The sequence below is a fragment of the Burkholderia sp. BCC0397 genome, assembly GCF_902832865.1.
GTDB lineage: Bacteria > Pseudomonadota > Gammaproteobacteria > Burkholderiales > Burkholderiaceae > Burkholderia.
Genome location: NZ_CADFDL010000002.1, coordinates 146,907 through 172,800 on the forward strand (window position 1 = coordinate 146,907; position 25,894 = coordinate 172,800).

Below are 25,894 nucleotides of genomic sequence, written 5' to 3' on the forward strand. Positions count from 1 at the left end.
TATTTGTACTCGCTAACGGGTCGATGCTAGTTTTCTGTCGGATTCGACGACGCGGCCGGCGCCCGATGGGCAACTGGCCTCCCTCATCCCCCATACGGAAACCTGCCCGATGAATCGATACCGCCTGCCGCACCACACGCCCCGCACGCCCCGCACGTCCCATACGCGCCGGGAGCCGCGATGAGCGACCGTGCTCCGGCGCTCGACCGCGTCAATCACGTCGACCGCGCGCCGACCGCCGCCGCGGATTCGCCGCGCACGTCGCTGCGCGCCATCTTCCCGACCGTCGCGGCCGCGAGCCTCGGCTTCGCGATCGTCCAGCTCGACGTGACCGTCGTCAACGTCGCGATTCCGAGCCTCGGCCAGGCGTTCGGATCGAGCGTCCACGCGCTGCAGTGGATCGTCGATGCGTACACGCTGTCGTTCGCCGCGCTGCTGCTGACGTCCGGCACGCTGGCCGACCGCTTCGGCAGCCGCCGGCTGTTCGCGTACGGCCTTGCGCTGTTCCTGCTCGCGTCGCTCGGCTGCGCGCTCGCGCCGTCGCTGGCGGCGCTGGTCGCCGCGCGCATCGCGCAAGGCGTCGGCGCCGCGATGATCCTGCCCACGTCGCTCGCGCTCATCACGCATGCCTGCGCCAGCGATGCCGCCGCACGCGTGAAAGCCGTCGCGTGGTGGAGCGCGACGGGCGGCGCGATCAGCGCGGCCGGGCCGACGCTCGGCGGCCTGCTGATCGATTCGCTCGGCTGGCGCGCGATCTTCTTCATCAACCTGCCGATCTGCGCGCTCGGGCTGTGGCTCACGCTGCGCCACGTGCAGGATTCGGCCGCCGCGCGTACGCGGCTGTTCGATCCGGCCGGCCAGATCGTCGCGGTGCTCGCGCTCGGGTTGCTGACGGGCGGCATCATCCGGGCCGGCGCGCGCGGAATCGGCGACCCGTATGCGGCCGGCGCACTGATCGCATCGGTCGCGCTCGGCGCGTGGTTCATCGCGATCGAACGGCGCGTGGCCGCGCCGATGCTGCAGCTCGCGTTCTTCCGGATCGCCCGCGTGCCGGGCGTGCTCGCGATCGGCGCGGTCACGAATGCGGCGTTCTACGGGCTGATTTTCTCGCTCAGCCTCTATTTCCAGAACGCGCGCGGCTTCACGGCGACCGAATCGGGGCTCGCGCTCGCGCCGCTCACGATCATCATGCTCGCCAACCTCGCGAGCGCGCGGCTCGCGGTCCGCTACGGGTTTCGCGCGACCGTCATCGTCGGCCTCGCCGTGTCGCTCGCCGGGTACGTGTGGCTGTGGCAGACGCTCGCCGCGCACACGCCGTACGCGCTGCTGGCGCCGGGTCTCGCGGCGATGGCGGTCGGCGGCGGCATCGCGATTCCCGCGCTGACGTCGACGATGCTCGGCAGCGTCGAGGCCGGCCGCTCGGCCACCGCGTCCGCGATCCTCAATACCGCGCGCCAGGTGGGCGCCGCGATCGGCGTCGCGGCGCTCGGCGCACTGGTCGCCGGCCAGGGCGCGGCCATCGTAGCCGGCGCGTCGCGCGCGTTCGCCGTCGCGGCCGTGCTCGTCGCGATCTGTGTCGTGCTGGCCGTGCGCTGGCCCGGCGGCGCAGCCGATACCGGCACGCGGGCCTGAACACGCAGCCGCCCGACATCCTTCAACCGATCCCCCATCCGAGCGAGGAATCCATGCAGCATCGCTTCATCGATACCGTCCTGATCGTCGACGGCGCGTCGACCGCCGCCTACCTGGCCCCCGCGTTTCGCGCATACGGCATCCGTTGCGTGCACGTGATCAGCGACCCCGATCTGCCGGAAATCTACCGGAACCAGTTCGTGCCGTCCGACTACATTCGGCAGGTCCAGCATCGCGGCGACATCGACGCGACGCTCGCACAGCTGAGCGACCTGCGGATCGGTGCGGTGCTGCACGGCCTCGACGCGGCGCTCGAGCTCGCCGACACGCTGGCCGAGCGGCTCGACGTGCCGTCTCGCAACCCGCTCGCGACCTCCGCCGCGCGACGCGACAAGTTCGCGATGAACGAGCGCATTCGCCAGGCCGGGCTGCGCGCACCGGCGCACTTCCACAGCACGTCGGTCGATGCAGCGCTCGACTGGGCGCGCGCGCACGGCACGTTGCCGCTCGTGGTGAAGCCGGCGCGCAGCGCGGGCGTGGCCGGCGTGAAGATCTGCCGGACGCTCGCGCAAGTCGAGGCCGCCGCGCGCGACGTGCTGGCCACCCGTTCGCTGTACAACCAGCCGAACGACGACATCGTGATCCAGAGCTATTCCGAGGGGCAGGAATACATCGTCGATTCGGTGTCGTTCGAGGGCCGCCATCGCGTGGTCAGCCTGTGGGAAGTGCATCGCGACCGCACCCACGCGCCGCGGCTCGACAAGATGCTGGTGCTGAATCACGCCGACCCGCGCTACGCGCCGCTGCTCGACTACGCGGCCGACGTGCTCGACGCGCTCGATGTGCGCTTCGGGCCGACCCACCTGGAGCTGTTCGATACGGCCGACGGCCCGACGATCGTCGAACTAAACGCGCGGCTGCACGGCAGCCTCGATCCGCGGCTGACGAGCGCGGTCAGCGGCGAGAATCACGTGTCGGCCACCGTCGAAGCCGTGCTGCATCCGGAGCGGCTGTTCGGTGACGTCACCGCGCCGACGGATTTTCGCGGGTACTGCGGGCACGTGCTGCTGCTGTCGTCGCGCGACGGCGTGCTGCGGCAGGATTTCACGTGGCAGGCGATCCAGGCGCTGCCGTCGTTCGTCGGACTCAAGCAGTGGATCAAGGTCGGCGACACGCTGCGCGTGACCACCGACCTGCAGACGGCGCTCGGCACGGTCGGCCTGTACAGCCCGACCTTCGAGCGACTGCTCGAGGATTGCCGGCGGATTCGTGAAATCGAGGCCGATTTCTTCGCGGACGAAGGTGCGGTCGCGCCGGCCTAGGACCGCGGCATTCTTGTATCAGCGCGCGAGCAGCGCACCCGCCTGCCGGCCAAGCACCGCGCGCAACGCGTCGAGCTCGGGCAGCGCAGGCGCTTCGTCGGGCGTGACGAGGTAGGTCGTCACGCTGTCGAGATCGTCGAACGCATGCGTGCGCAGCTCCTTGCGCGCCACGTGTTCGGTCGTGATCCGCTTCGGCAGGATCGCGACGCCCATCCCGGCCGCGACGCAGCCGAGGATCGCGCCGAACGTGCCGAACGACGACACCGATTCGATCGCGACGCCGCGCGCCTTCAGCCAGTGCTCCGCGACCGCGCGATACGGGCAGCCGTCGTGAAACGCGAGCAAGCGCACCGTGTTGTCGGCCAGCAGTTGCCGGCGCGTGACGGTCGCCGCGCTCACCAGCACCATGTCTTCCGCGAACGCGGGCTCGTAACGCAGTCCGGGCCTCACGACCGCACGGGCGGTGAGCGCCGCGTCGATCCGGCCGCGCAACAGCGCGTCGGCCAGATCCGGCTCGCTGCCGATCTGCACCGCGAGGCCGAGCGCCGGATCGCGCTCCTTCAGCGCGGCGGCCAACGCCGGCAGCCGCGTCGCGGCCGTGCTTTCCATCGAACCGAGCCGGAAGCTGCGCGCCACCGGCGTTTCGCGCACCACCTGCGTCGCTTCGTCGACGAGGCGCAGGATACGGTCGCAATACGGAATCAGCCGGCGCCCGGCATCGTTCAGCACCAGCCGCTTGCCGTGCCGGTCGAACAGCGGCGCGTCGAGCGACTCTTCGAGCTGACGCAGCCGCGCCGTGACGTTCGATTGCGTGCAGCCGAGCCGTTCGGCCGCGCGCAACGCGCTGCCTTCCTGCACGACGGCCCGGAAAGTTTCGAGCAGAGGGATGTTCATATCATTTTCTCTTGTTACCGATTCAGTTTATATCATTTTACTTCGCCCATCATCGGGATTAGCCTAGCGGGTATTCCATGCCGGCCGACCCCTTACAAGGAATCCGCATGCCATCCGCTGCCAGCTTCGGCTTCACCCTCGTTCGCCGCCGGCCCGAGGTTCGCCCATGCGCGCACTGATCGCCGCGCTGGTGCGGCGCGGCCCGACCGTGCTCGCGTGCGGCGTCGGCCTCGGGCTGCTGGCGCCGCCGCTCGCGGATCTCGCGCGGCCGCTGATGCCCGTTACCGTGTTCCTGTTCGTGCTCGGCACGCTGCTGCGCGTCGAGCCGAGCGCCGTGCGCGCGGTGGCGCGGCAGCCTGCCGTGTCGCTGCTGCTGCCCGCCGTGACGATGATCGCGTGCCCGGTCGCGCTCGGCATCGCCGCACGGCTCGCCGGCCTGCCGTACGACTGGGTCGTGGCGCTGGTGATCGCGTACTGCGCGCCGCCGTCGAGCGGCACGTCGACGATCGCGCGGATGCTGTCGCTCGACGCCAGTGTCGCGCTCGTCGCGACCCTCGCGTCGATGGTGTTCGTGCCGCTGACCGCGCCGCTGCTGACGGCCTGGTTCAGCCACGACGGCCACGACGCGGCGGTGTCGATCTCGCCGTCGAGCCTCGCGCTGCGGCTCGCGTTGCTGATCGGCAGCGCCGAGGGTGTCGCGCTGCTCGTGCGGCGCTTTGCCGGCGCGCGGCTCGCGCGCCATGCGACGCCGATCGACGCGATCGTCGTCGTCGCGCTGCTGATCTTCGCGCTCGGCACGATGGCCGGCATGCAGCAGTCGATCATCGACGCACCGCACCGCGCGCTGACCGCGATCGCCCTCGCGTTCGCCGTCAACGCCAGTTTCCAGATCGTCGCGTACGGGCTCACGCCCGGCGACGTCCGCACGCGCCTGAACGTCGCGCTGATCGTCGCCAATCGCAACGTCGGGCTGATGTGGGCCGCGCTCGGGCTGTCCGCGACGCCGACCATGGCGCTCGTGTTCGCGTGCGCGCAGTTGCCGATCTATACGCTGCCGCGCGTCGTCCAGCATCTGCTGCCGCGCCTCGAAGCGCAGCGCCTGCGCAGGCGCGCACGTTAGGGCCTGTTCACGCTAATAACGGGCTTGCGAACGTGCCTTTGCGCCCGCAGGGCAAGAAGAGAGGAGGCGCAATAGCCGTAGCTATTGCAACGACGAACGACGCCGCCATGCGGGCGCAAAGGCACGTTCCCCTGTTTGGAAAAATGCATTCGTGGGGCTGGCCCCCAGAAGGGCCGATCGCCGCGTCATGCTCCTCGCGAATACGTCGAGTATTCGCTTCGTCGCAATCCTTGCGCTCGGCCCTTCTGGGGGCCAGCGCAAGCCCGTTATTAGCGTGAACAGGCCCTAACCGGCTTCCCTCTTCCGCCCTCGGTCAAGGATTCCTCATGAAGCGACTCATCGTGATCGGCGCACGCGCCACCGGCAGCAGCGTCGCGCTGGTGCGCGCCGCCCTCGCACGCCAGGCGGCCGTGACCGTCATCACCGCGCCCGGCCATCGTCTCGACGGCGTGTTTCCCGACGGCGTCGAGACGGTCAACCTCGCGCCCGACGCCGGCCAACTCGCCGGCTGGCTGCGCGCGCGCTTTCCGGACGAACTCGACACGCTACGCGTGACGACCGCGCACGACACCTATGCGCGCACCGCCGCGTGGGTCGCCGATGCGCTCGGGCTGCCGGGCCCCGATGCGCGGCACGTCGCGCACGCGGTGTCGAAGTCGAACCAGAAGGCGCTGCTCGCCGCGCACGGGATCCCGGCTGCCCAGTTCGTCGCCGGCACGCTGGCCGCGCCGGCGGCGCTCGCGGCCGCGGCTGCCCCGTTGCGATTTCCGGTCGTCGTCAAGCCGTCGGAAGGCTCCGCGAGCGACGGCGTGCGCCGCTGCGAGGACATCGCCGCCGTGCGCGCGCAGCTCGATGCGCTCGCTGCCGTGCAGGCCGATGCACCGTCGCTGGCGACCGAACGCGTCGTCATCGAGGAATTCCTGGACGGCAGCGAATACTGCGTCGAGTATTTCGACGGCCGCTACGTCGGCGCGCTGCGCAAGCTGAAGCGGCATGGCGCCGGTTTTCTCGAACGCGGGTATACGTCGGAACTCGATCTCGACGCCGACACGCTGCGCGCGCTGATCGACGTCGGCACGCGTGCGACGGCCGCCGCCGGGCTCACGTGGGGGCCCGTGCATCTCGACTGCATCGTGCACGACGGCGTGCCGCACGTGATCGAGCTGAATCCGCGCATCGCAGGCAGCTTCATCTGCGACATCGTGCGCGACGGCTACGGCTTCAACGTGGTCGAAGCGTTGCTCGACAAGCTCGACGGAAGGACGGTGACGATTCCCGAACTGTTCGAGCCGCACGCGTATGCGCGCGCCGAATTCCTGCTCGACAGCGATCCGGGTGCGTGGCGTTTCGCGCAGGCCGGCGAGATCGATGACGGAGCGGTCAGGATCAGCTACGGGCCGCAGGTGCTGCCCGATCGCGAACGGCGCGCGTTTCTTTATGTGCGGATCAAGGTGCCGGCAGTGCACGGTTCGGCGGATAACGCGGGTTCGGCGGTTGAGCGCGGTAAGTCGAAATCAACTATCGAGTCAGCCTGACTTCAGGTAAGCGCGGTTTGCTTGCGTCGGCGGAAGGCGTCCCGCGCCAGAAGAAAAACACGAGCGCGCCTGCGATCGCCTGAGCACCGACGACGAATGCGACGCAGCCCACCCACCCCCAGCGACTCCATGCGGGAACGGGCAGGACCGACCCGAGACTTCCGCCAAAGTAATAGAAGGACAGGTAGATGCCGATCGCCGTCGATCTTGCACCCGGTGCCGCCCGCGAGATGAACGCATTGGCCGACGCCTGCTCGACGAATACCGCGGTTGAACTGAGCGCGAGACCGGTCAGGATCATGATGACGCTGTTCGACAGCGTCAGCAATGCACCGACAATGGCGAGCCCGGCCGCCGCGAGCGCCAGATCGCGCGGGCCGCGTTTCGCCGCGACGCGGCCCGCGAGCGGCGTGACGACGACCGCGACGAGAAATACCGCATAGATCGCGCCGATCTCGACCGTATTGAAGCGAAATGGCGCACGGGCGAGTCGCAGTCCGACGAAGGTGAACGTCGCCACCTGCGATGCGAGCACGCACGCCCCGACCAGAAACGACGCGAGCAGCGGGCCGCGCGTCAAGAGCTTCCAGCGCGGCGTCGATGCGCCATCCGCGTCCGGACGCGCGGCGCCGGACGCCGGCAGGCACGCGTGGATCGCGAGGCCCGTCGCGAGACACTGGAACGCGATGCAATCGAGTGCGTGACGCCAGCCGAACCCGGACGTCAGGACGTTGGTCACGAAGCGTCCGGCGAATCCGCCGAGTGTCGTGCCGGCGACGAAGAGCGCACTGACCTCCGTCGCCTCGTCGTGGCTGAAGATCTCGCCGATGCAGGCGATCGAGATCGCAAAGATGAACGGCATCAGCACGCCCGCGGCAAAACGGGCAGCGAGGAACGATGCAAAGCTCGCCGCGTGCGCAGACCAGAGGACGGGGAGCGCACACGCCACGGCGGCGCACGAAATGACCGTCCGGCGATCGAAGCGGGCGGCCAGCGCACCGACGAACGGCGCGATAATGGCGACCGCCAACGTGGTGGCGCTGATGCCTTGGCCCGCTTGCTCGGCGCTCACGTTGAAGGCCGCGGCGAGTTCGTGCAGGATGCCCTGCGTCGAATAAAGATTGAGAAAAGCCGCGAAGCCGCACAGGAAAAATGCGAATCGAATGGTTCTGTTGCCCACGGGTGATGCCCTCTCTGGTTTGCGTGACAGTCTGACGAGGGGGCGACACGCGTGCCAATACTGTTTTCGTGGCTATTGATACCGAAAAGACAAAAATGCTCGACCTACGCCGCCTCCGCTATTTCGTGACCGTCGCCGATGAATTGCACTTCGGACGCGCGGCGTTGCGTTTGCGTATCGCCCAACCGCCGTTGACGCGCCATATCGCCGCGCTGGAAACCGACCTCGGGATCCGGCTGTTCGAACGATCGACACGCGCGGTCCAGCTCACGCCGGCAGGCGCGCTGTTTCTCGAACACGCGAGGAGCGTCATTCAGGCAGTCGGCGAGGCGGAGGCAACGGCGCGCAAGATGGCGCAAGGGATGGTCGGTCGCGTCGTGATCGGCTATGCGAGCTCCATTCCGATGTCCGACGCGTTTTCGGACATCATCCGCAATGTGAGCCGGAGCATGCCGGAAGTCGAGTTGGCGTTTCGGGAAGTATCGACCGCCAGTCAACGCCAGCAGATCGCCGACGGCACGATGGACGTTGGATTCGGTTGGTCGGCGGCAAAGACGTCGGGGCCGAGCATCGGGTCCTCCCTCGTCGTCTCGCGGGTGCCGCTCGTCGCCGCGGTTCCCGCCCAGAGCCAATATGCGGGTAAGGCGACGATCGAGTTCTCCGAACTCGTCGAGGAGAGCTTCGTCACGTTCCCGGCGGGTTACGGTTCCGCGCTGAACGCGGCGCTCGAGGATCTGTGCGCGCATGAAGGCGTTACGCTGCGGATCGGACCTACCGCATCGCAGATCACGACGCTGGTGTCGCTGGTGGCAGCGGAACGCGGTGTCGCCATCGTGCCCAGCTTCGCGTCGACGTTGCAACGCTCGGGCGTCGCTTACGTGCCGCTGGCGAGGCCGCATGTTCTCGAGTTGGTCGTCACGTGGTCCGAACCGTTCTCGTCACCCTGCGTCGAGCAATTCATCGAGTTCGCCAGGTCGATCGCACCGGGCTAGGCTTCCAGGCCCTTCTGTACGCACCACGATAACGGCAGCGTCAGTAGCAGAACCGCTGCCAGCGCGAGCAGCGCGGTCGGGACGCCCGCAATGTCCTCGCCCTGTCCTTTGAAGGCAATCGGGGAACCCCGGCAACAAAACCGACGCCAGATCTATCCGCGCGCCGCCCACCCAGGCGTGCTGCGCCGGCGGCGCATTCAATGCAACGGCGACCACGCCTCCGGCAAGCCGATCGTCGACGTCGCCCTTTCGATCTGCTCCGGACCGCCTGCCGGAGGCCAAAGACCCTCCGCATAGTGCCGCTTTCTCAACGCCATGCGTTCTTCCAGACTCGAGAATCCCCAAATGTGCGTGATGCGCGGCGGTCCATCGAGCGCGTACATGTTGCAAACGAGATGCGACGTATAGGCTTTGGCCGGCCCCACTGCACGTTCCCACGCGGAAATGGTCGGCGCAATACCGCCGGCTTTCAGCCAGTAGCGGCGAATCTCATAGAAGTCGCCAAACGCCGTCGGTTCGATGTCGGGTAGAAAAGGAAAAAGCGCATAGCTTTCCATGGTCAATCGAACGGACGCGCTTTCAATTCCGAAAGGTCGCTCGGCGCGCAATGCCCGATTGCGTTCACGCTGCAATTCATCCATCGTCGCGAAGCCACGCAGCACGACAATCCGCGATAGCTCACCAATTTCCGTGCGCCATGCGCCAAGCAGCCTCCCTTGCGCGTCGGCATCCGATACCCAGCGATGCGCGCGGCGGGACACCCTATCCTGGTCCAGAAGCGGACACGACAACGTCGTGAGTTCATACAGCATGTCTGCCCTCCTTTCGCTCGTCTATCGCAATCTATTTCCAAACGGGTGGCGGATAAACGCGCCGCACCTTGAAACAGAATCCAGTACCATTGCGCAATGGATCTCCTCAAGGCGATGGCCGTATTCGTCCGCATCGTGGAAACGGGCAGCCTGACGGCGGCGGCGCAAGCATCCAATCTGTCGCCGACCATGGTCGGCAACTACCTGCAAGCTTTGGAAAATCGACTGGGCGCGGTCCTCATTCACCGCACGACCCGTAAGCAGAAAGTCAGCGCGTTCGGCCAGGCTTACTACGAGCGATGCGTCGAAGTCCTCGGCCTGGTCGACGACACGGAACAGCTTGCGCTCGATCACCGCAAGCAGCCACGCGGGCGTTTGCGCGTGACGGCGCCTGTCGTATTTACGAACGAGTGCCTGATTCCCGCGCTCGCGGACTATTACCAGCGCTACCCCGAGGTCAAGCTCGATATCGTCGCAACCGACTCGCTCGCCGATCTGTTCGATGAAGGTTTCGAGGCAGCCATTCGCATCGGCGCGCTCGCCAACCCGGATGTGGTGGCGCGTCCGCTGGCGCCATATCGGCTGGTGCTGTGTGCGTCGCCCGCTTACGTTCACGAACATGGCGCGCCGACTACGCCGCACGCGCTTGGCGAGCATCAATGCCTGACGTATGCGTATCCGCCCCGATCGGAATGGCACGCGGCGCAATCTCAATGGATGCTCGAAGGTCCGGATGGGCCGATCAGCATCTCCGTGGACGGCAGACTGAAAATCGACAGTGCGGATGCGTTGCGCCGGGCGGCATTGAGAGGACTGGGTATCGCGATGCTTCCTTCCATGTTGATACGCGAGGACATTCGCGACGCGCGCCTCATCGAGATCATGCCGGACTTTGCCGCCCCCGAACGGTCGATGAATCTGCTTTATCTGCAAGAGAGGCAGAAATCACCGAAGCTGCGTAGCTTTACTGAATTTGTGGTCGACCGGTTCGGCGCCGAAACGGCCTACCGGATGTGATGCGGTTGCCGTTCTGTTCAAAGCCGGGCGCTTTTGCGAAATCACGAAACTGGAGTTGCCGACCTCGATCAAGCACGACCTTGCCGCGCAGATCGTCTATCGATGATCACCTTGCAATCGCGGCCAGGCCCCGCAGTCGATGCATCCAACAAGCCACGAGGCCTCTGGCCTCCATCGCGAACGCCGAAGCCGCACGTCAGTGCGAATTACCGAACAGTCGAATCACGACGCCGCGCAGCCACCGGTTGCCGGCCTCGTGGTGATAGCGCGCATGCCAATGCTGCCGCACCGCAAACCCGTCGACCGGGATCGGGCATGCATGAACCGCCAGATCGCCGGCCTGGGCCAGTGTCTCGCCGATATGACGCGGTAGCGTCGTGATCAGGTCGGTCGTCTGGACGATCGCCCCCAAACCGAGAAAACCCGGCAATTCCAGCACCACGTCTCGCTCGATGCGCGCCTGCCGCAGCGCCTGTTCGAGCAGTTGCGCTCCGGTTCCCGCCGTAATGGCGACATGTCCTTCCGACCGATACTGCTTTATCCCGAGCCGGCCGCGAATCCTCGGGTGATGCCGATTCACCAGACAAATCCAGTCCTGGTCATACAGCTTCTGCTGGTAAATCCCGCCGCCGAGCCATGGCACGTAGCCGATCGCGAGATCGGCTTCGCCGGATTCGAGCGCCCGCTCCGTATTGCCGTCGATCCGTGCGGCTTCCAGCCGAACGCCCGGCGCCTGCGCCCGGACATGGGCCAGTAGCCGCGGCAGCAGCGTGACGTGGCTCGCGTCGGTCATGCAGATGCGAAAGCGCCGCTGGGCGGTCGCGGGATCGAACGCGATCTCCCACGCCGTGAAGCGCCGCAGCGATTCGAGGATTTCCCGGCATGGCCCGATCAGCGCGTCGGCTTGCGGTGTCGGCGCCATGCCGCCGGGCGTGCGGATGAAGAGCGGATCGTGCAGGTATTCCCGCAAGTGCCCGAGCCAGATGCTGACCGTCGGCTGGCTCTGGCCGAGTTGCTCGGCGACGCGCGTGACGCTGCGCACGTCGTACAGGAGATCGAATAGCTGAAGCAGCTTCAGGTCGGGCAGATCGGCGGGCATCGTCGCATTATTGTCCATGGCAATGACGCCATTGTATCCATTGAATTGTCGATATGAGCGGCGACTCCTATCGTGAGGCCATACGTCAAGGAGACACCATTGAAAATTGCAATTCTGGGTGCGGGCGCACTGGGCTGTGCGATCGGCGCCACCCTCACCGAAGGCGGTCACGAGACCTGGTTGATCGACCGCTCGCCCGCGCACGTCGATGCGATGCGCCGCGACGGCCTGCGGGTCGATGACGCCCGCGGCTCCCGGCAGGTACGCGTCCACGCGACGACGCAGGCTGCCGAAGTCGGCGCGGCCGACCTGGTGGTGGTGCTGGTCAAGTCGTTCCACACCGACGCGGCCATCCGCGGCGCCCAATCGCTGGTGGGGCCCGATACCGTCGTGCTGTCGCTGCAGAACGGCCTCGGGCACGAGGACATCCTGAGCGATGCCGTCGGCCGCGAGCGCGTACTCGCGGGCAAGACCTACGTCGGCGGCGTGCTGCGCGGGCCGGGCCATATCGAATCCGGCGTGATCGGCAAGGCCACCTACATCGGCGAACTCGACGGCCGCATCACGCCGCGTGTCCAGGCGATCGCCGCCGCATTCGATACCGCCGGCCTCGCGACGACGATCAGCGACAACATCGTCGGCACGATGTGGGACAAGCTGCTGGTGAATGTCGCAACGGGCGCGCTGACCGGCCTCACCGGCCTCACCTACGGGCAGCTCTACGACGAGCCGCTGCTGAAGGCGACGTCGCTCGCGGCAGTCGCCGAAGCGATCGCGGCGGCACAGGCCGCCGGCGTCAAGCTGTCGATGACCGATCCCGAACAGGCGTGGACGCTCGCCGCCGAAGGGCTGCCGGCGGCCTTCAAGACCTCGATGCTGCAAAGCCTGGAGAAAGGCTCGATCACCGAGATCGACTTCATCAACGGGTCGGTCGTGCGCTGCGGGCAGCGCTACGGCGTGCCGACCCCCGTCAACGCCACGCTCGTCGCCTGCATCAAGGGGCTGGAGCGCGCGATGGCCGATCGCCAACGCGAGGAGGCTGCCGCATGAGTGCCACGAAAGCCTATCTCGAACACGTTGCGATCTGGGTGAAGGACATCCGCTGGCACATCCGTTTCTTCGAGGACGTGCTCGGCATGACGCTGCGCGAAGTGGACGGCACGCTCGACGCACCGCGGCAGTACTGGACGCTCGGCGGCCTGCAGTTCATCCACGCGCCGGAACACGATGGCCCGGAAGGCCGGCTCGCCCATCTCGGCGTGATGTGCGAAGACCTGGAGGCCGCGCTGGCCGCCGCGCAGCGATTCGACGTGACGGAGATGCCGCAGGGGCGCAACTGGATTCGCCTGCCCGACGGGCTCGCCGTCGAACTGATCCAGGCCCGGCCGGCTTCCTGCGTCGCGCAGGCGCTGGCGATCAACCCGCGCGCGGAGGCATGACCATGACGATCGTCGAGAAATACTGGGACGACGCCCGCGAGGGCGACACGTGCACGAGCCCGACCTACCTCGTGACCAAGGAGCGCATTCTCGCGTATGCCGACCTCACCGGCGACCATACGCCCGTTCACGTGGACGAGGAATACGCGAACGCCAGCCATTTCGGCTGCCTCGTCGCGCACGGGCTGTTCGGCCTGTCCGTTGCCGACGGCCTGAAGACCCAGAGCGACTATCGCTTCCTGCCGGGCATGTCGCTCGGCTGGACCTGGGATTTCCTGCTGCCGATCAAGGTCGGCGACGTGCTGCACGTGACGTTCCGCGTCGGTTCGATGCGGGCCAGCAAGAGCCGCCCGGACTGGGGCATCGTCGTGCTGCCGTCGGAGCTGATCAATCAGGACGGCGAAGTCGTTCAACGCGGCGAACATCGCCTGATGGTACCGCGCCGCCCGGAGGCACTGTGATGCAGGCTCGTCCCCTCGAAGGCATTCGCGTCGTCGACTACAGCCACTTCCTTGCCGGCCCGTATGTCGGGCGCTGTCTCGCGGCGCTCGGCGCCGAAGTCATCAAGGTCGAGCGTCCCGGCGCCGGCGACGCCGGGCGCCAGCACGCGACCGTGCTCGACGACCAGCAAAGCGGCTACTTCCTGCAGCTCAACATGGGCAAGCGCGGCGTGAGCGTCAACATGAAGGACGCGCGCGGCAAGGCGTTCATGCAGCGGCTGTGCGACTCCGCCGACGTCTTCATCGAGAACTACCGGCCGGGCGCGCTGGACAAGCTCGGGCTCGGCTATGCCGAACTGTCGGCGCGCAATCCGGGCCTCGTCTACTGCTCGATTTCGGCGTACGGGCACACCGGTCCCGACGCACATCGCGCAGGCTTCGGGCTGATCGCCGAAGCCAAGAGCGGGATCATGCAGATGGTCGGCACGCCCGGCGAGCGGCCGCCGCTGCTGCGCATTTCGCTCGGCGACATGTACACCGGCATTCATGCGGTCGCGGCGATCAACGCCGCGCTGCTGGGGCGCGTGAAGAGCGGCCGCGGGCAACACGTCGACATGGCGCTGTACGACACGCTGGTGTCGATGCACGAATATGCTGTGCAGTGCTACACGCTACAGGGCGTGCTGCCCGAGCAGACCGGACACGACATGCCGACTTCGACGCTCTATGGCGTGTTCCGTGCCGCGGACGGCGATCTCGTGATCGCCGCGCAGGTCGACGACGCGTGGAAGCGCTTCGCAGAACTGATCGCGGCGCACGGCGGGCCGGCGGGTTTCGGCGCCGACCCGCGGTTTCACGACAGCACCGGGCGCAACGCGCACCGCGTGGAGATTCTGTCGGTGGTCGAGCCATGGGTGGCCGCGCGTTCCGTCGCGTCGGTACTGGCACTGCTGGACGGCATCGACGTTCCGTGCGCGAAGGTGCAGCGCATCGACGAAGTGTTGAACGATCCGCAGATCCAGGCCAGAGGCATGGTCGTCGAGCAACAGCATCCGCGCTACGGGACGCTGCGCCTGCCCAACCTGCCGTTCCGGTTTTCCGATTGCGATACGACGATTCGCGACGTCGCGCCCGATCTCGGGCAGCACAACGCGGAAGTCGCGCGCTCCCTCGGGTTCGATGCGGCCGAAATCGACGCGATGCAGGCCGACGGCGTCCTCTATTCAAAAGCGAGCTAACGATGACCGACCAATACGCGGTGATCGGCAATCCGATCGGGCACACGAAATCCCCGCTGATTCACGGCCTCTTCGCGCAAGCGACGGGGCAGGACCTCCGCTATACGGCGATCGAGGGACCGCTCGAGCCGGCAGGCGCCTTTGCTGTCGCGGTTCGCGCGTTTTTCGAGGGCGGCGGCAAGGGCATCAACGTCACCGCGCCGTTCAAGCTCGACGCGTTCGCGATGTCGGACGAACGCAGCGAGCGTGCGCAGCTTGCGGGCGCGGCCAACGCGCTCAAGTTCGACGGCGGCCGCATCCTGGCGGACAACTTCGACGGAATCGGGCTGGTTCGCGATATCGAAGCGAACCTCAATCTTCCGATGGCCGGCAAGCGTGTGCTGGTGCTCGGTGCGGGCGGCGCGGCACGCGGCGCGCTGTTGCCTTTCCTCGAAGCCGGCCCGGCGGAGCTCGTGATCGCGAATCGCGACGTCGACAAGGCGCGCGCCCTGGCCGCGCAGGTCGCCGGGCGCGGCCCGCTCGTGGCCACCAGCTACGCGGACCTCGCGCGAATGGGACGTTTCGACCTGGTCGTCAATGCGACGTCGGCCAGCCTGACCGGCGACCTGCCGCCTGTCCCGCCGAGCGTGTTCAGTCCGACGGGAACCGCCTACGAACTCGCCTATGGCAAGCGTCTCACGCCGTTTCTCCGGCTCGCGAAAAACGCGGGCGTGCACGGCATCGCGGACGGCGTCGGCATGCTGGTCGAGCAGGCGGCCGAGGCGTTCGCATGGTGGCGCGGCGTGCGCCCCGCAACCAGTGCGGTGATCGATCGGCTGGCCGTGCCGTTTGACTGAACACGCGATGGGGATCGGCATGCAGGCGATCCCGATGCGCCACGGCATCGATCGCGACAGGGTCGGCAGGCGTGATCCGGTAGACTCGGCGCGTCCATACGAACGACCTGCGGCGAGCGGCCTTGGCATTGCCGCTGCCTTCACCCCACGCCCGATACCGTGCCGAAAACCGTCATGCCGGACACCACGCGACCCGCTCGCCTGAACTTCGCGCTCATGCTGCCGCTGCTGCTGGCGGCCCAGCCGGTGGCGACCGACAGTTACCTGCCGGCGCTGCCTGAAATCGCCGCAACGCTGGGCTCCGCCAGCGTCAGCCTCACGGTTTTCGCATTGATATTCGGTATCGGACAATTGCCGATGGGCAGTCTTTCCGACCGATTCGGCCGCCGTCCCGTCTTGCTGACCGGCCTTGCGCTCTATGCGCTGACCGCATTGGCGGCGGCGCTCGCGTCAACCGCCGCGCTGCTGGTGGCCGCGCGTGCGATGCAGGGCTTTGCAATGGCCGCGATACTGGTATGCGCCCGTGCGGCGGTGCGCGACCGGTATTCGGCGGGCGACGGCCCGTACGTGATGGCGCGCGGTTTCATGGGAATGGGGATGATGGCGTTCGTTGCCCCGATTCTCGGTGCGTATGTCACGCAGCACGCCGGCTGGCGATGGGTACTCGCGGGGATGAGCCTGTATGCGTTCGGCTTGCTCGTCATGTGCTGGTACGGCTTCGAGGAAAGCGCCGCGGAAATCGCGCCGAGCCGAGGCTCGAGCCGGGACGTGCGCGAGATACTCGGCAATGCCACGTTCAGGGTCTGGACGCTGCTGGCCGCCTCGACGTACACCGGCATGTTCTGTTTTCTGCTGCTTTCTCCGACGATCTACATCCGGCAGCTCGGCATCTCGCCCCAGCGATACGGCTGGATACCGGCGAGCGGTACGCTCGTCTATGTCCTGAGTACCTACGGCTGCCGCCAGTTGCTGCGACGTCAAAGCATGCTGCGAACGGTGCGGCAAGGCGCGACGCTGAGCCTTTCAGGCGCGTTGATCCAGGCATTGGGATGTGCGCTGCTTCCCGGCAGCATCTGGCCGCTGCTCGTCGGGCATGGCGTGTATTGCCTCGGCCACGGAATTCATCAGCCTTGCGGGCAGGCAGGGGCGGTCAGCGGCCTGCCTCACCTTGCCGGCCGCGCAGTATCCTGGTCCGGCTTCATCATGATGTTCTGCGCTTTCGGCGTGGGACAGACGGCGGCGGTTTTCACCGATCCGCGCTATCAGTCGGGCGCGTGGCCGATGGTGGTGCCGATGCTCGTCGTCGGCCTCACGCTGGTCACGATCGCGTTTGCGTGGTTGCCGAAAATCAGCGATGCGGTTTTGGTCGCGGCAACGGTTCCGGCACGCGCGGTGGATGTTCGATGAGTTGCAGCGGGTAGTCGGCGGACGAAGACGGCATGGGTGCCGGTGCATCTCTTGTGGCCGCGAAACGGACTGGCCGGACGTGACGCTCGACAAGAACGCTGCGATCATCGGCGCATCCATCCGGTGATGCAGCAGTACCTGCACCCTGTCCGACAGGCGTAGCGCGCAAACCTGCGCACACACCTATGCTCGCGCTTTTCGGGATCGGCAGATATCGACCCGTTGCCGTCATTCGCGCCTCCACCGCTGCGACGACCGCTTCCAAGGCGCAATGGCCATTGAGCGACCTCGCCAGCTGCCGCCATTGAAAGGCGTCGAGGACGCCGGTGTGCTGGAGCTGGTAGAAATGCCGCTCTACTTCGTTATCCTCGGGAACGCGAGTCTTCCTATCGAAATCAGCCCAATTGCACCAAGAATTCCAGAGACCCAGCCTAATATAGATAGCCCATGGACAATTCGTTCGAATCCAGCTGGATCGACCGAGCGGACGGATTGAATTATTCGACCTTTAACTAAAGCGCTGGCGACACCGGTTTCGATGGACCTGCGCACGACAAATGCCATGAGAACGGCATTGAAAATCATAAAGATCGAAATTATGGACAATGTCCACGGGACGTTTTTTTGTGTCACATGCACCCCCTTCCTTAATCAATCTCTTTTTAAAATTCCTGTCTCTTAATGAAAAATGCGCGGCAGAACCAGCAGTAGGAGTATCCCGCTGATCATGAATAAAGACCAGTGATACGGGCGCAGACGCCGGAATGACATGGCAACGGCCTCGTCCGTCCTGCAAATCCGATTTGCAATGTAACTTGCCGTGAAGACGAACGTTGAAAAAACGGGGACGAGTGCGAATTCTTTGAACAACAAGGACGCCAATGTTCCTGCCATTCCAAAAGCTTGGCTTCCACAAATCCCGGCAATCAATGCGACCCTATTTGTTTTCATTACCTGCTCCATCGGATTTCAATCGTCAAGGAACGGGCGCGCGCTGCGTTCGCATGGCAACCGGGTATGACGCATGCCGACCCGAATCAGCCACTCGCATGTCTTGAAAGACGACACTCGCTGAGCCGGTTGTCACCGATGCCCGGCGTAGGGCCGAGCGTCAAAAACCTGACTCAATCCGGTGCCAACGCGAATTCGATTTTCACGCGACCGCCCTCGATTGACATGTACTGTTTTTCAAGCGGACGGGGTTTTGCGATACAAAAGAGTTCCTTCACGTGAGTCCGAGAATTCTCTCTGCGATGGCAAACCCAAGCGCCGTCCGTGTCGCTCAGACCTACAGGTCCCCATGGGGTTATCTCTCTATGAGCTATTCCGACGACTCCACTATGGACGATTGGATGACCAGAGTCTTCTGGCAAAAATTCGGAGTGGCCAATTCCCATCGGTTGCCAGTTGCACCGACCAGGCAAATAGCGATCAAGAAAGAAGCGTACGGTAAAGTCGCTTTGGCCCGCCGGTAGCCGAACCGAATCATAGACCCCTTGCCCGACGTCCAGAGCACCCACGAGGCGTGCAAATGTGGTCTGCGTCATGCATTCGTCGCGCGTCGTGGCATATAACGAGTCGAGCCAAAGTTCGATGCGTGGATCCTTGTGTATTTGGATGTCCAGGATTTTTTGGGGAGACGGGTTGATCTCCGGTCGGTCGGAGTAACGGTTTTGAGCACCCTCTGTATGTTCGCGGAACCGCACGAGGTCTGGCTGTGCCTGCGCGACAAGCGTGTATCCGACAAAACAAACCACTGCGCTCGCCATCGCAACAAGTCGTCGACGGAGCATCATTTTTCCCCGTATGTATGTTCAATCGGGTGATCGTTTTCTCACATTCCGGGCAGCAACAATAACAGGGAGAGACGTGGAGGCACATCAAATTGTCAACGAAATTGCTTCGTAGATCGAATGTCCCCTCCTGGCCGAATGGCGCCGGACGTGGTCGCCACCATCCTGCTACCGCCCTTCGAATCCGAATGGATTGACTTCCGGCGTTGATAGACTTGTGGACGCACAATATCGGGACAAGAGTGGCGGAGCCCGAAGTCTAGGTTCGATCGCGTGGCGCGACTATCCGGAATCTGCGGCAAATGTGTGCTTAATTGTGATCGATTGTTCCCGATTGTCGTGCGCTGCCCGTGCGATCGGAACGACGGATAGAATTCGGGCTCCGCACCGCGTGCTCACGTGCAGGACGAAGGCCGGTGTGAACGACCGACTCGCGCGTCTCGTGCGCGAATACCTCGACGGCTATGACTTTACCGTGAGGATGGTGCCGCGCGGCAATCTTGCGGTCGTTGCGGTACGCGAATACCGACGTGCACGCGCAGACGATCGCTACGGGCCGCCGCTTCGCCTGTGATGGCACCGACTACTTCCTCCGATCTTAGACCGGAGCACGACCGCGTGACTGAGCGCGTTGTGTGCTGAGAATTCTTAAAGAATATATGCCCTATGTTCGAACTTCAAAGTGCACGATGCGAATTGACGCCCCTTATTCATCGGAGCCGCGGCCCGAAAGCTTTCACTTTCAAATGAGCCTAAATCGGGGCAGCCGCGGGTACCGGGCTCCACACAAACACGACGAAGACAAATCACCATGAACGCATCCGACATCAATATCCGCAAGATTCTGGAGCTGCTGCCGCATCGGTATCCGATTCTGCTGGTCGATCGCGTGCTCGAATTCGAGCCGCAGACGCGAATCAAAACCCTCAAGAACGTGACGATCGACGAGCCGTACTTCGTGGGACACTTCCCTGGGCAACCGGTGATGCCGGGTGTCATGATTATTGAGGCGTTGGCCCAGTCAGCCGGCCTACTGACGTTCGGCGCGGACACGGAGCGGAGGGCAGGGGCGCTGTATTACCTGGTCGGGATCGACGGCGCGCGATTCAAGCGCGTGGTACGCCCAGGCGACCAACTCCATCTGAACGTTTCCGTGGTGCGTTGCATCCGTGGTATCTGGAAATTCCAGGCTAACGCGACCGTGGACGGCGAAGTGGCCTGCGAAGCCGAGTTGATGTGCACCGTGAAGCACTCCGAAGGCTAGGATCGCCGCATCGATTCGCTCTGGCCAATGCATGCGTATTTCGGTGAACGTGAACAGCGATGCGAATGTCTCATCCTGGCCGACTGCCGCCCGACGCGGTTGTCTGTAGTCGAACCATGGACGCCGCGCTCACCATTCAAGCACTACGGGAAGAGTAGTGACTTCCGTATAAGGAAATGGGGCTAATCAGGTTCAAATCTGGCGTCGTGCCAGCACATCGCCACAAGGTTCGTGCACCGTCGCATGAGCTTTGACCGCAAGAAACGGAGTGCCAAGCGTAGCGGGGATAACCAGAATGCAGCCTTCAACAACAGAAGAAGGTCTCACTAATGTCTCTACTAGACGGAAAGGTGGCCATCGTTACCGGTGCATCTGCTGGTATCGGGCGGGCAATAGCTCTGATGTTCGCTACGCAAGGCGCTGCAGTTGTTCTGACGGCGCGAGATCAGGCGCGGCTGGATCAGGTTGCCGACAAGATTCGCAGCAAAGGCGGGCGGGCTTATGTGTTCGCTGGCGACGTTGGCCAGGCCGACACTCACGAACAGTGTGTGGCAGCGGCGATGCACGAGTTCGGCGGTCTCGACATTGCCATCAATAACGCGGGAACTGTCGGAGCGATTAAACCGCTTGCCGACATCTCGCCGGAAGAGTGGCAGCAAACCCTGACGGTCAACCTCACGGCGGCCTACCTGGGAGCCCGCAGTCAGATACCCGCCATGCTCGCACGTAATGGCGGCTCGATCGTATTCACTTCCAGCTTCGTTGGCACCAGCGTGGGCCTGCCTGGTATGGCTGCCTATGGCGCCTCGAAGGCCGGGTTGATGGGATTGGTGAAAGGCATCACCGCCGACTACGGCGCCCAAGGCATCAGGGCCAACGCACTGCTGCCTGGGGGGGCGGATACTGGAATGGCGGGCGACCAGAGCCAAAAAGAATGGGCGGCTGGATTGCATGCCATGAAGCGCATTGCCCAACCTGAAGAAATCGCATCTGCCGCGCTCTTTTTAGCCAGCTCCATGGCCAGCTTCGTCACTGGATCGGCCCTCTTTGCCGACGGAGGGAATGCTGCTGTGAAGTGACGGACCAGAGCGCCCGACCGGCGAGGGCATTAGCTAGGCTCAGATTAGACCATTCTTCGTTATCCGCGCTGCGTAGCTCTGGGAGCCACATGTGGGCACGGCGGTGGCAAACACTGTCGTGCCCTGGAGGGGGATTTTCCTCTCCGGGTGGCGGCCCAAGCGAGGCTCAATTTCCCAGACACCATCTGGGATTTCTCGTTGGGCAGCTCGTTTCCCAATTTCCCAGATAGTTTTTGGGAACGCTCGGAAACAGGGTATGCGAAGAAGAACCGCCCCGTTTTAGTCGATGATGAAGCAATATATGCAATTTTAGTTTGCGGCGTGAGAGTAGTCTCGTCTATGGCCGCAAATCCCTTGGGAGAGATTGACCTTTCCCCTCCGAAGTATCCCACTGTAAAGTTAGTGGCGAGGCCGCAGGAGAAACCTTGTCATGAAGAAGTCGCGGTTCAGTGAAGAGCAGATTATCGGGGTGCTGAAGGAAGCCGATGCAGGCATGAAGGTCGCAGACCTTTGTCGCAAGCACGGCATATCGGACGCGACGTTCTATAACTGGCGTAGCCGCTACGGTGGCATGGATGTGTCGGAAGCGCGCCGATTGCGGCAGTTGGAAGAGGAGAACCAGCGACTCAAGCGGTTGGTGGCAGACCAGGCGCTGGACATCCAGGTTCTGAAGGACGTTCTCGGAAAAAAGTGAGTTCGCCCGTGCAGCGCCGGGAAGTCGTGCAGCAGGTGATTGAACAGCATGACTATTCGGAGCGCCGGGCGTGCGCGCTCGTTGGCTTGAATCGACGGACGTTTCGGCGACCGGCGCCGGCAGATGCCGACCATGTTGTTCGGCAGCGTCTGCGCGAACTGGCGCAGGAGCGGCCGCGGTTTGGTTCGCCTCGCCTGCACGTTCTGCTGCGTCGAGAAGGACTGGTTCAGAACCACAAACGGACCGAACGTCTATACCGCGAAGAAGGCTTGTCGCTTCGCATGAGGCGACGAAAGAAGCGTCCGAGTCATCTGCGCGTCGTGATGCCGACGCCCACTGGCGCGGACGAGATCTGGACGATGGACTTCGTTGCGGATGCGCTTGCGAATGGTCGGCGCGTTCGAATGTTGACCATCATCGACACGTGGAACCGGGAATGTCCGCACATCGAGGTCGACTTCTCGCTAACGGGTGTCCGCGTGGCGCGCGTGCTCGAGCAGCTACGGCAACGAGGACGGTGCCCAAACTTGATTCAGGTGGATAACGGGCCGGAATTCATCAGCAAAGCGCTCGACGCTTGGGCACACGAGCATGGCGTCAAGCTGCAGTTCATTCGTCCCGGCAAGCCGGTGGAAAACGCATACATCGAGAGTTTCAACGGGCGACTGCGTGAAGAGTGCCTGAATCAGCATGCGTTCGTCAGCCTGGAGGACGCACGCAAGCGCATCGAAACGTGGCGAATCGATTACAACTCGGTCCGCCCGCATAGTGCCTTGGGGCAACTGGCGCCGGACCAATTCCGGCAATTGCATCAATCGAAAACCGGCGAGCCGACTAAATTACGAATGGTGTACTCGGCGGGGTAAGGTCAAGATCCCATGAACGTTGCTCCTTCAGACAAAAAGTCGTTTGTCGCCGTCGGCAAATTTGACGTGAAAATCGCGCCCCCCGATATGATCGCCGTTCCGGCCAATGCCTCGGTCATAGGACGCCACGTTATCGAAAAAGCATACCGTGGTGGGTTGAAGGGTCGGGCACTCGAGGAAATGCTAACCGCAGGGCAGCCACAACAGGGCGAGGCAACTTACGTTGCGCTTGAATCGTTTGAAGGTGTGTTGGACGGTAGATACGGTGGATTCGCACTAGCCCACCTCGGCGAAATGGATGCGGGGTGCGAGGCGTTGCGCATCGGCATAGTGCCCGGCTCCGGAACCGGTGAGCTATCGGGGCTCAGGGGCCAATTGCTAATACGACGTGAGGCCGGCAAGCACTACTATACGCTGACCTACTGGACGGCCTAGCGAGTCAGTGGTGGTAGGCCGCTGCTCACGAGCGAAGAGCAGCCGCTCGAATGTCCATATGGCGATCGCGCCGAACGACGCTTCATGGCCGGTAGCCGCCCGACGCGCTCGGCCGTAGCCGAGCCACTGCTGCCGGTCGCCATCGCGTGACCCATGCGGCACGTTCCGATGTAGAGCGGCCATTCACCGGACGAATAGGGTTGGCAGTGGCGACAAACTGGAGCAGCGGACGTGCCGCGAGCGCTTTATTTCAGTGGCCAACCCGATAGATGCGGCCGCTATGCACGCCCTCCACGCTGCGGCGATAGGCCATTGCCACACGTGCTGCCGGCACGCCTTCGTAACCGGGGAAGAACGGACCAAACCGTTCCACGGATTCGATCAGCATGGCTGGACTGACGGCATTGATTCGGATACCCCGACGAAAATCGCACGCAGCTGCACGCACGAATCCTTCAATCCCGGCATTCGACGCTGCAGCGTGAGAACCCTGCGCAATCGGATCATCGACGGCGATGCCCGACGTCAGCGTGATCGAGCCGCCATCGCTCAGGTAATGCTGACCCACCAGCGCGACGCGCACCTGACCGAGTAGCTTGTCCTGCAGGCCTTGATGGAAATCGGCCGTCGTCATCTTTTCGATTGGCGCCAATATGACATTGCCTGCGGCGACCACGATGGCATCGACGCGCCCGATCCGCTCGAACAGCGAACGGACACTGTCGTCACGGGTGATGTCGACCTGATGGTCTCCGCGGGTGCGGCCAACGCGAATGATTTCGTGCTTGCCATCACGCGCAAGCTCATCTGCCGCGGCACGACCGACGTCCCCGCCGGCACCGATTACGACGATCTTCATCGAACACTCCTTTTCGCGTTTCAGGTTGGAACGTCGCCATTCTTCACCGAACCAACGATCCGATAAATGTGCTCTAATTTCCGACACTACTAACCTACGGTTCGCAATATGGACAGGCTGCGTGCCATGGAAACCTTCGTTGCCGTCGTCGAAGGCGGCAACTTCACCGAGGCGGCGCGGCGGCTGGAAATCTCGGCGGTCATGGTCGGCAAATATGTGCGCGAACTGGAGGAGCGTCTCGCTGCGCGCCTGCTCGAGCGCACGACCCGGCGCCAGAGTCTGACTGATGCCGGTCGCGTGTTCTACGAAGACGCCAAGCGTGCGCTCGAACACATGCGCATCGCCGAAACGTCGGTCGAACGGCTACGCGCGTCACCCTCCGGTACATTGCGAATCAGCGCGCCGATCACCTTTGGCGCCTGTGTCATTGCGCCGCTAGCCGCAACTTTCCGGCAGATGTATCCGCTCGTGCGTGTCGAGCTGGAATTGAGCAATCGCAACGTCGACCTGATCGACGAGGGTTTTGATCTGGCGATCCGCATTGGCGAATTGGGCGATGCCGACCTCGTTGCAAGGCCGTTGACCCGGTATCGCATGGTGATCTGCGCATCGCCGGGCTATCTCGCTCAGTACGGGCGTCCGGAGACGCCACAGGACCTGAGCGCGCATCACTGCCTGTTTCACACGGTATGGAACAGCCGAAACGGCTGGAAGCTCGGGGACGATGACAGCGCGCACTTTTCGGCTGAATCGGTGTTCACTTGCAATGACGGCAACGGCCTGCGGATGGCCGCAATCGCAGGCGCGGGATTGCTGCTGCAACCGGAAGTCCTGGTGAGCCACGATCTGGCAAGCGGCGCGTTGGTACAAGTGCTGCAAGGCTACTCGCCGAAGCCACATCCCGTTCATATCGTGTATCGACACGACCGGCGCCCGCTGCCCAAGCTCACCCGCTTTGTGGCGCATTTGCTCGAGCATGTGACGGAGCGTGAACCGTCGTAGCGTGTCACGCCGACCGCCCTCTCCCCACCCGTTGCGAAGGACACTTGCCAAGGAGTTCGACCAGCCGTATCTCGCATCCGGAAAACGCGTACCCGCGCCGCTGCGAGATCATGAACGTGAGGGGGCGCATGTGCCACGCGCGCCGCTGGAGCTCGACCAGTGTTCCCTTCGCGAGGTCTGCCTCGACCATATGGCGCGGCATGTGCCCCCAGCACAAGCTCGCTCTGAGCAGGTCGTGCTTCGCGCCAAGGTCATTCACCCACCACTGGCGTTCACTGGCGACCCCTTGCTGGGTCTTTTCCGCATCGGGCTGATTGTCGGTGACGACGAGCTGGATGTGCCGGCCGAATTCCTCGCGCGGGATAGGCCCCGCCATGGCGGCCAGCGGATGCGATGGCCCACATACGGTCACCATTTGCGCATCACATAAGTGATGCCGTTCGATGGTGCCTGGGCTCAGCTCGGGCACGTCCGTGATCGTCATCGCCAATGCGCACGTGCCCTGGAGAACCAGACGCTCGCCGCCCTGCATGGTCGTCATGCGCAGATTGATTGCAACCGTCGGAAACTCCGCCTGCAGCGTGCGCAGGCATTCAATCAGGTGCGCACGCGAAAAATAGGTGTCCACGGCGATCGACACCTGCGGGACGCCGGTTTCGGCAATCGCGACCGCACGCATCTTCATTTCCTCGGTGCGTGAGATCACCCCGCGCGCATCGGGCAGCAGGCTGCGGCCGGCGGCCGTGAGCGTCGCCTTGCGCGTGTTGCGCTCGAACAGCATCACGTCGAAGGCGCTCTCGAGCGCGCCGATCGCGTGACTGATCGCCGACTGTGCACGCCTCAGTTCCCTTGCCGCCCCGGAAAAGCTCCCCTGGTCACACACGGCGACGAACGCGCGAAGTTGATTGATGGTGACGTTGTCCAGCATAGGTATCTAAA

At 64.2% G+C, this 25,894-nt stretch carries 24 protein-coding genes and 1 pseudogene; 18 read left to right on the plus strand and 7 right to left on the minus strand.

The features are described from left to right. The first annotated feature begins 180 nt into the window (after nucleotides 1-180). A complete protein-coding gene (locus tag HWX03_RS05750; RefSeq protein ID WP_175870627.1) occupies nucleotides 181-1,632 on the plus strand; it encodes an MFS transporter in 1,452 nt (483 codons plus the stop codon). A 53-nt stretch (nucleotides 1,633-1,685) separates the two neighbouring features. Continuing rightward, on the plus strand, nucleotides 1,686-2,954 hold the full coding sequence (locus tag HWX03_RS05755; RefSeq protein ID WP_175870628.1) for an ATP-grasp domain-containing protein: 1,269 nt from the start codon (nucleotides 1,686-1,688) through the stop codon (nucleotides 2,952-2,954). 18 nt (nucleotides 2,955-2,972) lie between these two features. Here HWX03_RS05755 and HWX03_RS05760 read toward each other — a convergent pair whose 3' ends face one another. After that, nucleotides 2,973-3,848, minus strand: coding sequence for a LysR substrate-binding domain-containing protein (locus tag HWX03_RS05760; protein WP_174428882.1), 876 nt, complete (start codon nucleotides 3,846-3,848; stop codon nucleotides 2,973-2,975). Nucleotides 3,849-4,014: 166 nt separating this feature from the next. Here HWX03_RS05760 and HWX03_RS05765 point away from each other — a divergent pair, with 166 nt between their 5' ends. Then, nucleotides 4,015-4,968 carry a hypothetical protein gene (locus HWX03_RS05765; RefSeq protein ID WP_175870629.1) on the plus strand — a complete coding sequence of 318 codons (954 nt, stop codon included), beginning with the start codon at nucleotides 4,015-4,017 and terminating at the stop codon, nucleotides 4,966-4,968. Nucleotides 4,969-5,294: 326 nt separating this feature from the next. Beyond that, nucleotides 5,295-6,503, plus strand: a complete 1,209-nt coding sequence (locus HWX03_RS05770; RefSeq protein WP_175870630.1) for an ATP-grasp domain-containing protein — start codon at nucleotides 5,295-5,297, stop codon at nucleotides 6,501-6,503. Here the strand turns inward: HWX03_RS05770 and HWX03_RS05775 are convergent. Then, nucleotides 6,487-7,683 carry an MFS transporter gene (locus HWX03_RS05775; RefSeq protein WP_175870631.1) on the minus strand — a complete coding sequence of 399 codons (1,197 nt, stop codon included), beginning with the start codon at nucleotides 7,681-7,683 and terminating at the stop codon, nucleotides 6,487-6,489. The genes HWX03_RS05770 and HWX03_RS05775 overlap by 17 nt on opposite strands. Before the next feature lie 95 nt (nucleotides 7,684-7,778). Here HWX03_RS05775 and HWX03_RS05780 point away from each other — a divergent pair, with 95 nt between their 5' ends. Further along, on the plus strand, nucleotides 7,779-8,675 hold the full coding sequence (locus tag HWX03_RS05780) for a LysR substrate-binding domain-containing protein (protein WP_175870632.1): 897 nt from the start codon (nucleotides 7,779-7,781) through the stop codon (nucleotides 8,673-8,675). 197 nt (nucleotides 8,676-8,872) lie between these two features. Here HWX03_RS05780 and HWX03_RS05785 read toward each other — a convergent pair whose 3' ends face one another. Then, complete coding sequence (locus tag HWX03_RS05785) at nucleotides 8,873-9,487, minus strand: NIPSNAP family protein (RefSeq protein ID WP_175870633.1); 615 nt, start codon at nucleotides 9,485-9,487, stop codon at nucleotides 8,873-8,875. A 96-nt stretch (nucleotides 9,488-9,583) separates the two neighbouring features. On the opposite strand from HWX03_RS05785, the gene HWX03_RS05790 reads away from it, so the two are divergent. Continuing rightward, on the plus strand, nucleotides 9,584-10,504 hold the full coding sequence (locus HWX03_RS05790) for a LysR family transcriptional regulator (RefSeq protein ID WP_175870634.1): 921 nt from the start codon (nucleotides 9,584-9,586) through the stop codon (nucleotides 10,502-10,504). Nucleotides 10,505-10,700: 196 nt separating this feature from the next. On the opposite strand, the gene HWX03_RS05795 is transcribed toward HWX03_RS05790, so the two are convergent. Continuing rightward, nucleotides 10,701-11,621 carry a LysR family transcriptional regulator gene (locus HWX03_RS05795; protein ID WP_175870635.1) on the minus strand — a complete coding sequence of 307 codons (921 nt, stop codon included), beginning with the start codon at nucleotides 11,619-11,621 and terminating at the stop codon, nucleotides 10,701-10,703. An 81-nt stretch (nucleotides 11,622-11,702) separates the two neighbouring features. Here HWX03_RS05795 and HWX03_RS05800 point away from each other — a divergent pair, with 81 nt between their 5' ends. From HWX03_RS05800 to HWX03_RS05825, 6 genes are all read left to right on the plus strand, one after another. Continuing rightward, nucleotides 11,703-12,653 carry a 2-dehydropantoate 2-reductase gene (locus HWX03_RS05800; protein ID WP_175870636.1) on the plus strand — a complete coding sequence of 317 codons (951 nt, stop codon included), beginning with the start codon at nucleotides 11,703-11,705 and terminating at the stop codon, nucleotides 12,651-12,653. Next, complete coding sequence (locus HWX03_RS05805; protein ID WP_124637510.1) at nucleotides 12,650-13,042, plus strand: VOC family protein; 393 nt, start codon at nucleotides 12,650-12,652, stop codon at nucleotides 13,040-13,042. Before HWX03_RS05800 ends, HWX03_RS05805 begins: the two co-directional genes overlap by 4 nt. Nucleotides 13,043-13,044: 2 nt before the next feature. Continuing rightward, nucleotides 13,045-13,503 carry a MaoC family dehydratase gene (locus HWX03_RS05810; protein ID WP_012336918.1) on the plus strand — a complete coding sequence of 153 codons (459 nt, stop codon included), beginning with the start codon at nucleotides 13,045-13,047 and terminating at the stop codon, nucleotides 13,501-13,503. Then, nucleotides 13,503-14,720, plus strand: coding sequence for a CoA transferase (locus tag HWX03_RS05815; RefSeq protein ID WP_175870637.1), 1,218 nt, complete (start codon nucleotides 13,503-13,505; stop codon nucleotides 14,718-14,720). Before HWX03_RS05810 ends, HWX03_RS05815 begins: the two co-directional genes overlap by 1 nt. Before the next feature lie 2 nt (nucleotides 14,721-14,722). After that, on the plus strand, nucleotides 14,723-15,556 hold the full coding sequence (gene aroE, locus HWX03_RS05820; RefSeq protein WP_175870638.1) for a shikimate dehydrogenase: 834 nt from the start codon (nucleotides 14,723-14,725) through the stop codon (nucleotides 15,554-15,556). Between the two features lie 174 nt (nucleotides 15,557-15,730). Next, nucleotides 15,731-16,963 carry an MFS transporter gene (locus HWX03_RS05825; RefSeq protein WP_175870639.1) on the plus strand — a complete coding sequence of 411 codons (1,233 nt, stop codon included), beginning with the start codon at nucleotides 15,731-15,733 and terminating at the stop codon, nucleotides 16,961-16,963. A gap of 1,124 nt (nucleotides 16,964-18,087) precedes the next feature. Here HWX03_RS05825 and HWX03_RS05830 read toward each other — a convergent pair. Continuing rightward, the gene (locus HWX03_RS05830; RefSeq protein ID WP_175870640.1) at nucleotides 18,088-18,732 is read right to left on the minus strand and encodes a hypothetical protein; all 645 of its coding nucleotides are present in this window, start codon (nucleotides 18,730-18,732) and stop codon (nucleotides 18,088-18,090) included. A gap of 442 nt (nucleotides 18,733-19,174) precedes the next feature. On the opposite strand from HWX03_RS05830, the gene HWX03_RS05835 reads away from it, so the two are divergent. From HWX03_RS05835 to HWX03_RS05855, 5 genes and pseudogenes are all read left to right on the plus strand, one after another. After that, nucleotides 19,175-19,330 carry a hypothetical protein gene (locus HWX03_RS05835; protein WP_175870533.1) on the plus strand — a complete coding sequence of 52 codons (156 nt, stop codon included), beginning with the start codon at nucleotides 19,175-19,177 and terminating at the stop codon, nucleotides 19,328-19,330. Nucleotides 19,331-19,567: 237 nt separating this feature from the next. Further along, nucleotides 19,568-20,020 (plus strand): 3-hydroxyacyl-ACP dehydratase FabZ, encoded by a 453-nt coding sequence (fabZ, locus tag HWX03_RS05840; RefSeq protein WP_047852776.1) that lies wholly within the window; start codon nucleotides 19,568-19,570, stop codon nucleotides 20,018-20,020. Nucleotides 20,021-20,349: 329 nt separating this feature from the next. Then, entirely contained in the window at nucleotides 20,350-21,099 is a 750-nt protein-coding gene (locus HWX03_RS05845) for an SDR family oxidoreductase (protein ID WP_175870641.1), read from the plus strand. Nucleotides 21,100-21,529: 430 nt separating this feature from the next. Continuing rightward, nucleotides 21,530-22,659 (plus strand): annotated as a pseudogene (locus HWX03_RS05850) (IS3 family transposase). A gap of 12 nt (nucleotides 22,660-22,671) precedes the next feature. Continuing rightward, nucleotides 22,672-23,094: a DUF3224 domain-containing protein gene (locus tag HWX03_RS05855; RefSeq protein WP_175870642.1), complete on the plus strand. Its 423-nt coding sequence runs from the start codon at nucleotides 22,672-22,674 to the stop codon at nucleotides 23,092-23,094. Between the two features lie 250 nt (nucleotides 23,095-23,344). Here the strand turns inward: HWX03_RS05855 and HWX03_RS05860 are convergent, their stop codons facing one another. Beyond that, a complete protein-coding gene (locus HWX03_RS05860) occupies nucleotides 23,345-23,953 on the minus strand; it encodes a short chain dehydrogenase (RefSeq protein WP_175870643.1) in 609 nt (202 codons plus the stop codon). Between the two features lie 108 nt (nucleotides 23,954-24,061). Here HWX03_RS05860 and HWX03_RS05865 point away from each other — a divergent pair, with 108 nt between their 5' ends. After that, entirely contained in the window at nucleotides 24,062-24,955 is an 894-nt protein-coding gene (locus HWX03_RS05865; RefSeq protein WP_175870644.1) for a LysR family transcriptional regulator, read from the plus strand. Between the two features lie 4 nt (nucleotides 24,956-24,959). On the opposite strand, the gene HWX03_RS05870 is transcribed toward HWX03_RS05865, so the two are convergent. After that, the gene (locus tag HWX03_RS05870) at nucleotides 24,960-25,883 is read right to left on the minus strand and encodes a LysR family transcriptional regulator (protein ID WP_175870645.1); all 924 of its coding nucleotides are present in this window, start codon (nucleotides 25,881-25,883) and stop codon (nucleotides 24,960-24,962) included. Between the last annotated feature and the right edge of the window lie 11 nt (nucleotides 25,884-25,894).

Coding starts and splice junctions, on each gene's coding strand:
- HWX03_RS05870 (WP_175870645.1), bottom strand. CDS start 25,883: ATGCTGGACAACGTCACCATCAATCAACTTCGCGCGTTCGTCGCCGTG.
- aroE (WP_175870638.1), top strand. CDS start 14,723: ATGACCGACCAATACGCGGTGATCGGCAATCCGATCGGGCACACGAAA.
- HWX03_RS05785 (WP_175870633.1), bottom strand. CDS start 9,487: ATGCTGTATGAACTCACGACGTTGTCGTGTCCGCTTCTGGACCAGGAT.
- HWX03_RS05845 (WP_175870641.1), top strand. CDS start 20,350: ATGTCTCTACTAGACGGAAAGGTGGCCATCGTTACCGGTGCATCTGCT.
- HWX03_RS05765 (WP_175870629.1), top strand. CDS start 4,015: ATGCGCGCACTGATCGCCGCGCTGGTGCGGCGCGGCCCGACCGTGCTC.
- HWX03_RS05815 (WP_175870637.1), top strand. CDS start 13,503: ATGCAGGCTCGTCCCCTCGAAGGCATTCGCGTCGTCGACTACAGCCAC.
- HWX03_RS05750 (WP_175870627.1), top strand. CDS start 181: ATGAGCGACCGTGCTCCGGCGCTCGACCGCGTCAATCACGTCGACCGC.
- fabZ (WP_047852776.1), top strand. CDS start 19,568: ATGAACGCATCCGACATCAATATCCGCAAGATTCTGGAGCTGCTGCCG.
- HWX03_RS05760 (WP_174428882.1), bottom strand. CDS start 3,848: ATGAACATCCCTCTGCTCGAAACTTTCCGGGCCGTCGTGCAGGAAGGC.
- HWX03_RS05755 (WP_175870628.1), top strand. CDS start 1,686: ATGCAGCATCGCTTCATCGATACCGTCCTGATCGTCGACGGCGCGTCG.
- HWX03_RS05805 (WP_124637510.1), top strand. CDS start 12,650: ATGAGTGCCACGAAAGCCTATCTCGAACACGTTGCGATCTGGGTGAAG.
- HWX03_RS05860 (WP_175870643.1), bottom strand. CDS start 23,953: ATGAAGATCGTCGTAATCGGTGCCGGCGGGGACGTCGGTCGTGCCGCG.
- HWX03_RS05830 (WP_175870640.1), bottom strand. CDS start 18,732: ATGGCGAGCGCAGTGGTTTGTTTTGTCGGATACACGCTTGTCGCGCAG.
- HWX03_RS05810 (WP_012336918.1), top strand. CDS start 13,045: ATGACGATCGTCGAGAAATACTGGGACGACGCCCGCGAGGGCGACACG.
- HWX03_RS05865 (WP_175870644.1), top strand. CDS start 24,062: ATGGACAGGCTGCGTGCCATGGAAACCTTCGTTGCCGTCGTCGAAGGC.
- HWX03_RS05780 (WP_175870632.1), top strand. CDS start 7,779: ATGCTCGACCTACGCCGCCTCCGCTATTTCGTGACCGTCGCCGATGAA.
- HWX03_RS05770 (WP_175870630.1), top strand. CDS start 5,295: ATGAAGCGACTCATCGTGATCGGCGCACGCGCCACCGGCAGCAGCGTC.
- HWX03_RS05790 (WP_175870634.1), top strand. CDS start 9,584: ATGGATCTCCTCAAGGCGATGGCCGTATTCGTCCGCATCGTGGAAACG.
- HWX03_RS05795 (WP_175870635.1), bottom strand. CDS start 11,621: ATGGACAATAATGCGACGATGCCCGCCGATCTGCCCGACCTGAAGCTG.
- HWX03_RS05855 (WP_175870642.1), top strand. CDS start 22,672: ATGAACGTTGCTCCTTCAGACAAAAAGTCGTTTGTCGCCGTCGGCAAA.
- HWX03_RS05825 (WP_175870639.1), top strand. CDS start 15,731: ATGCCGGACACCACGCGACCCGCTCGCCTGAACTTCGCGCTCATGCTG.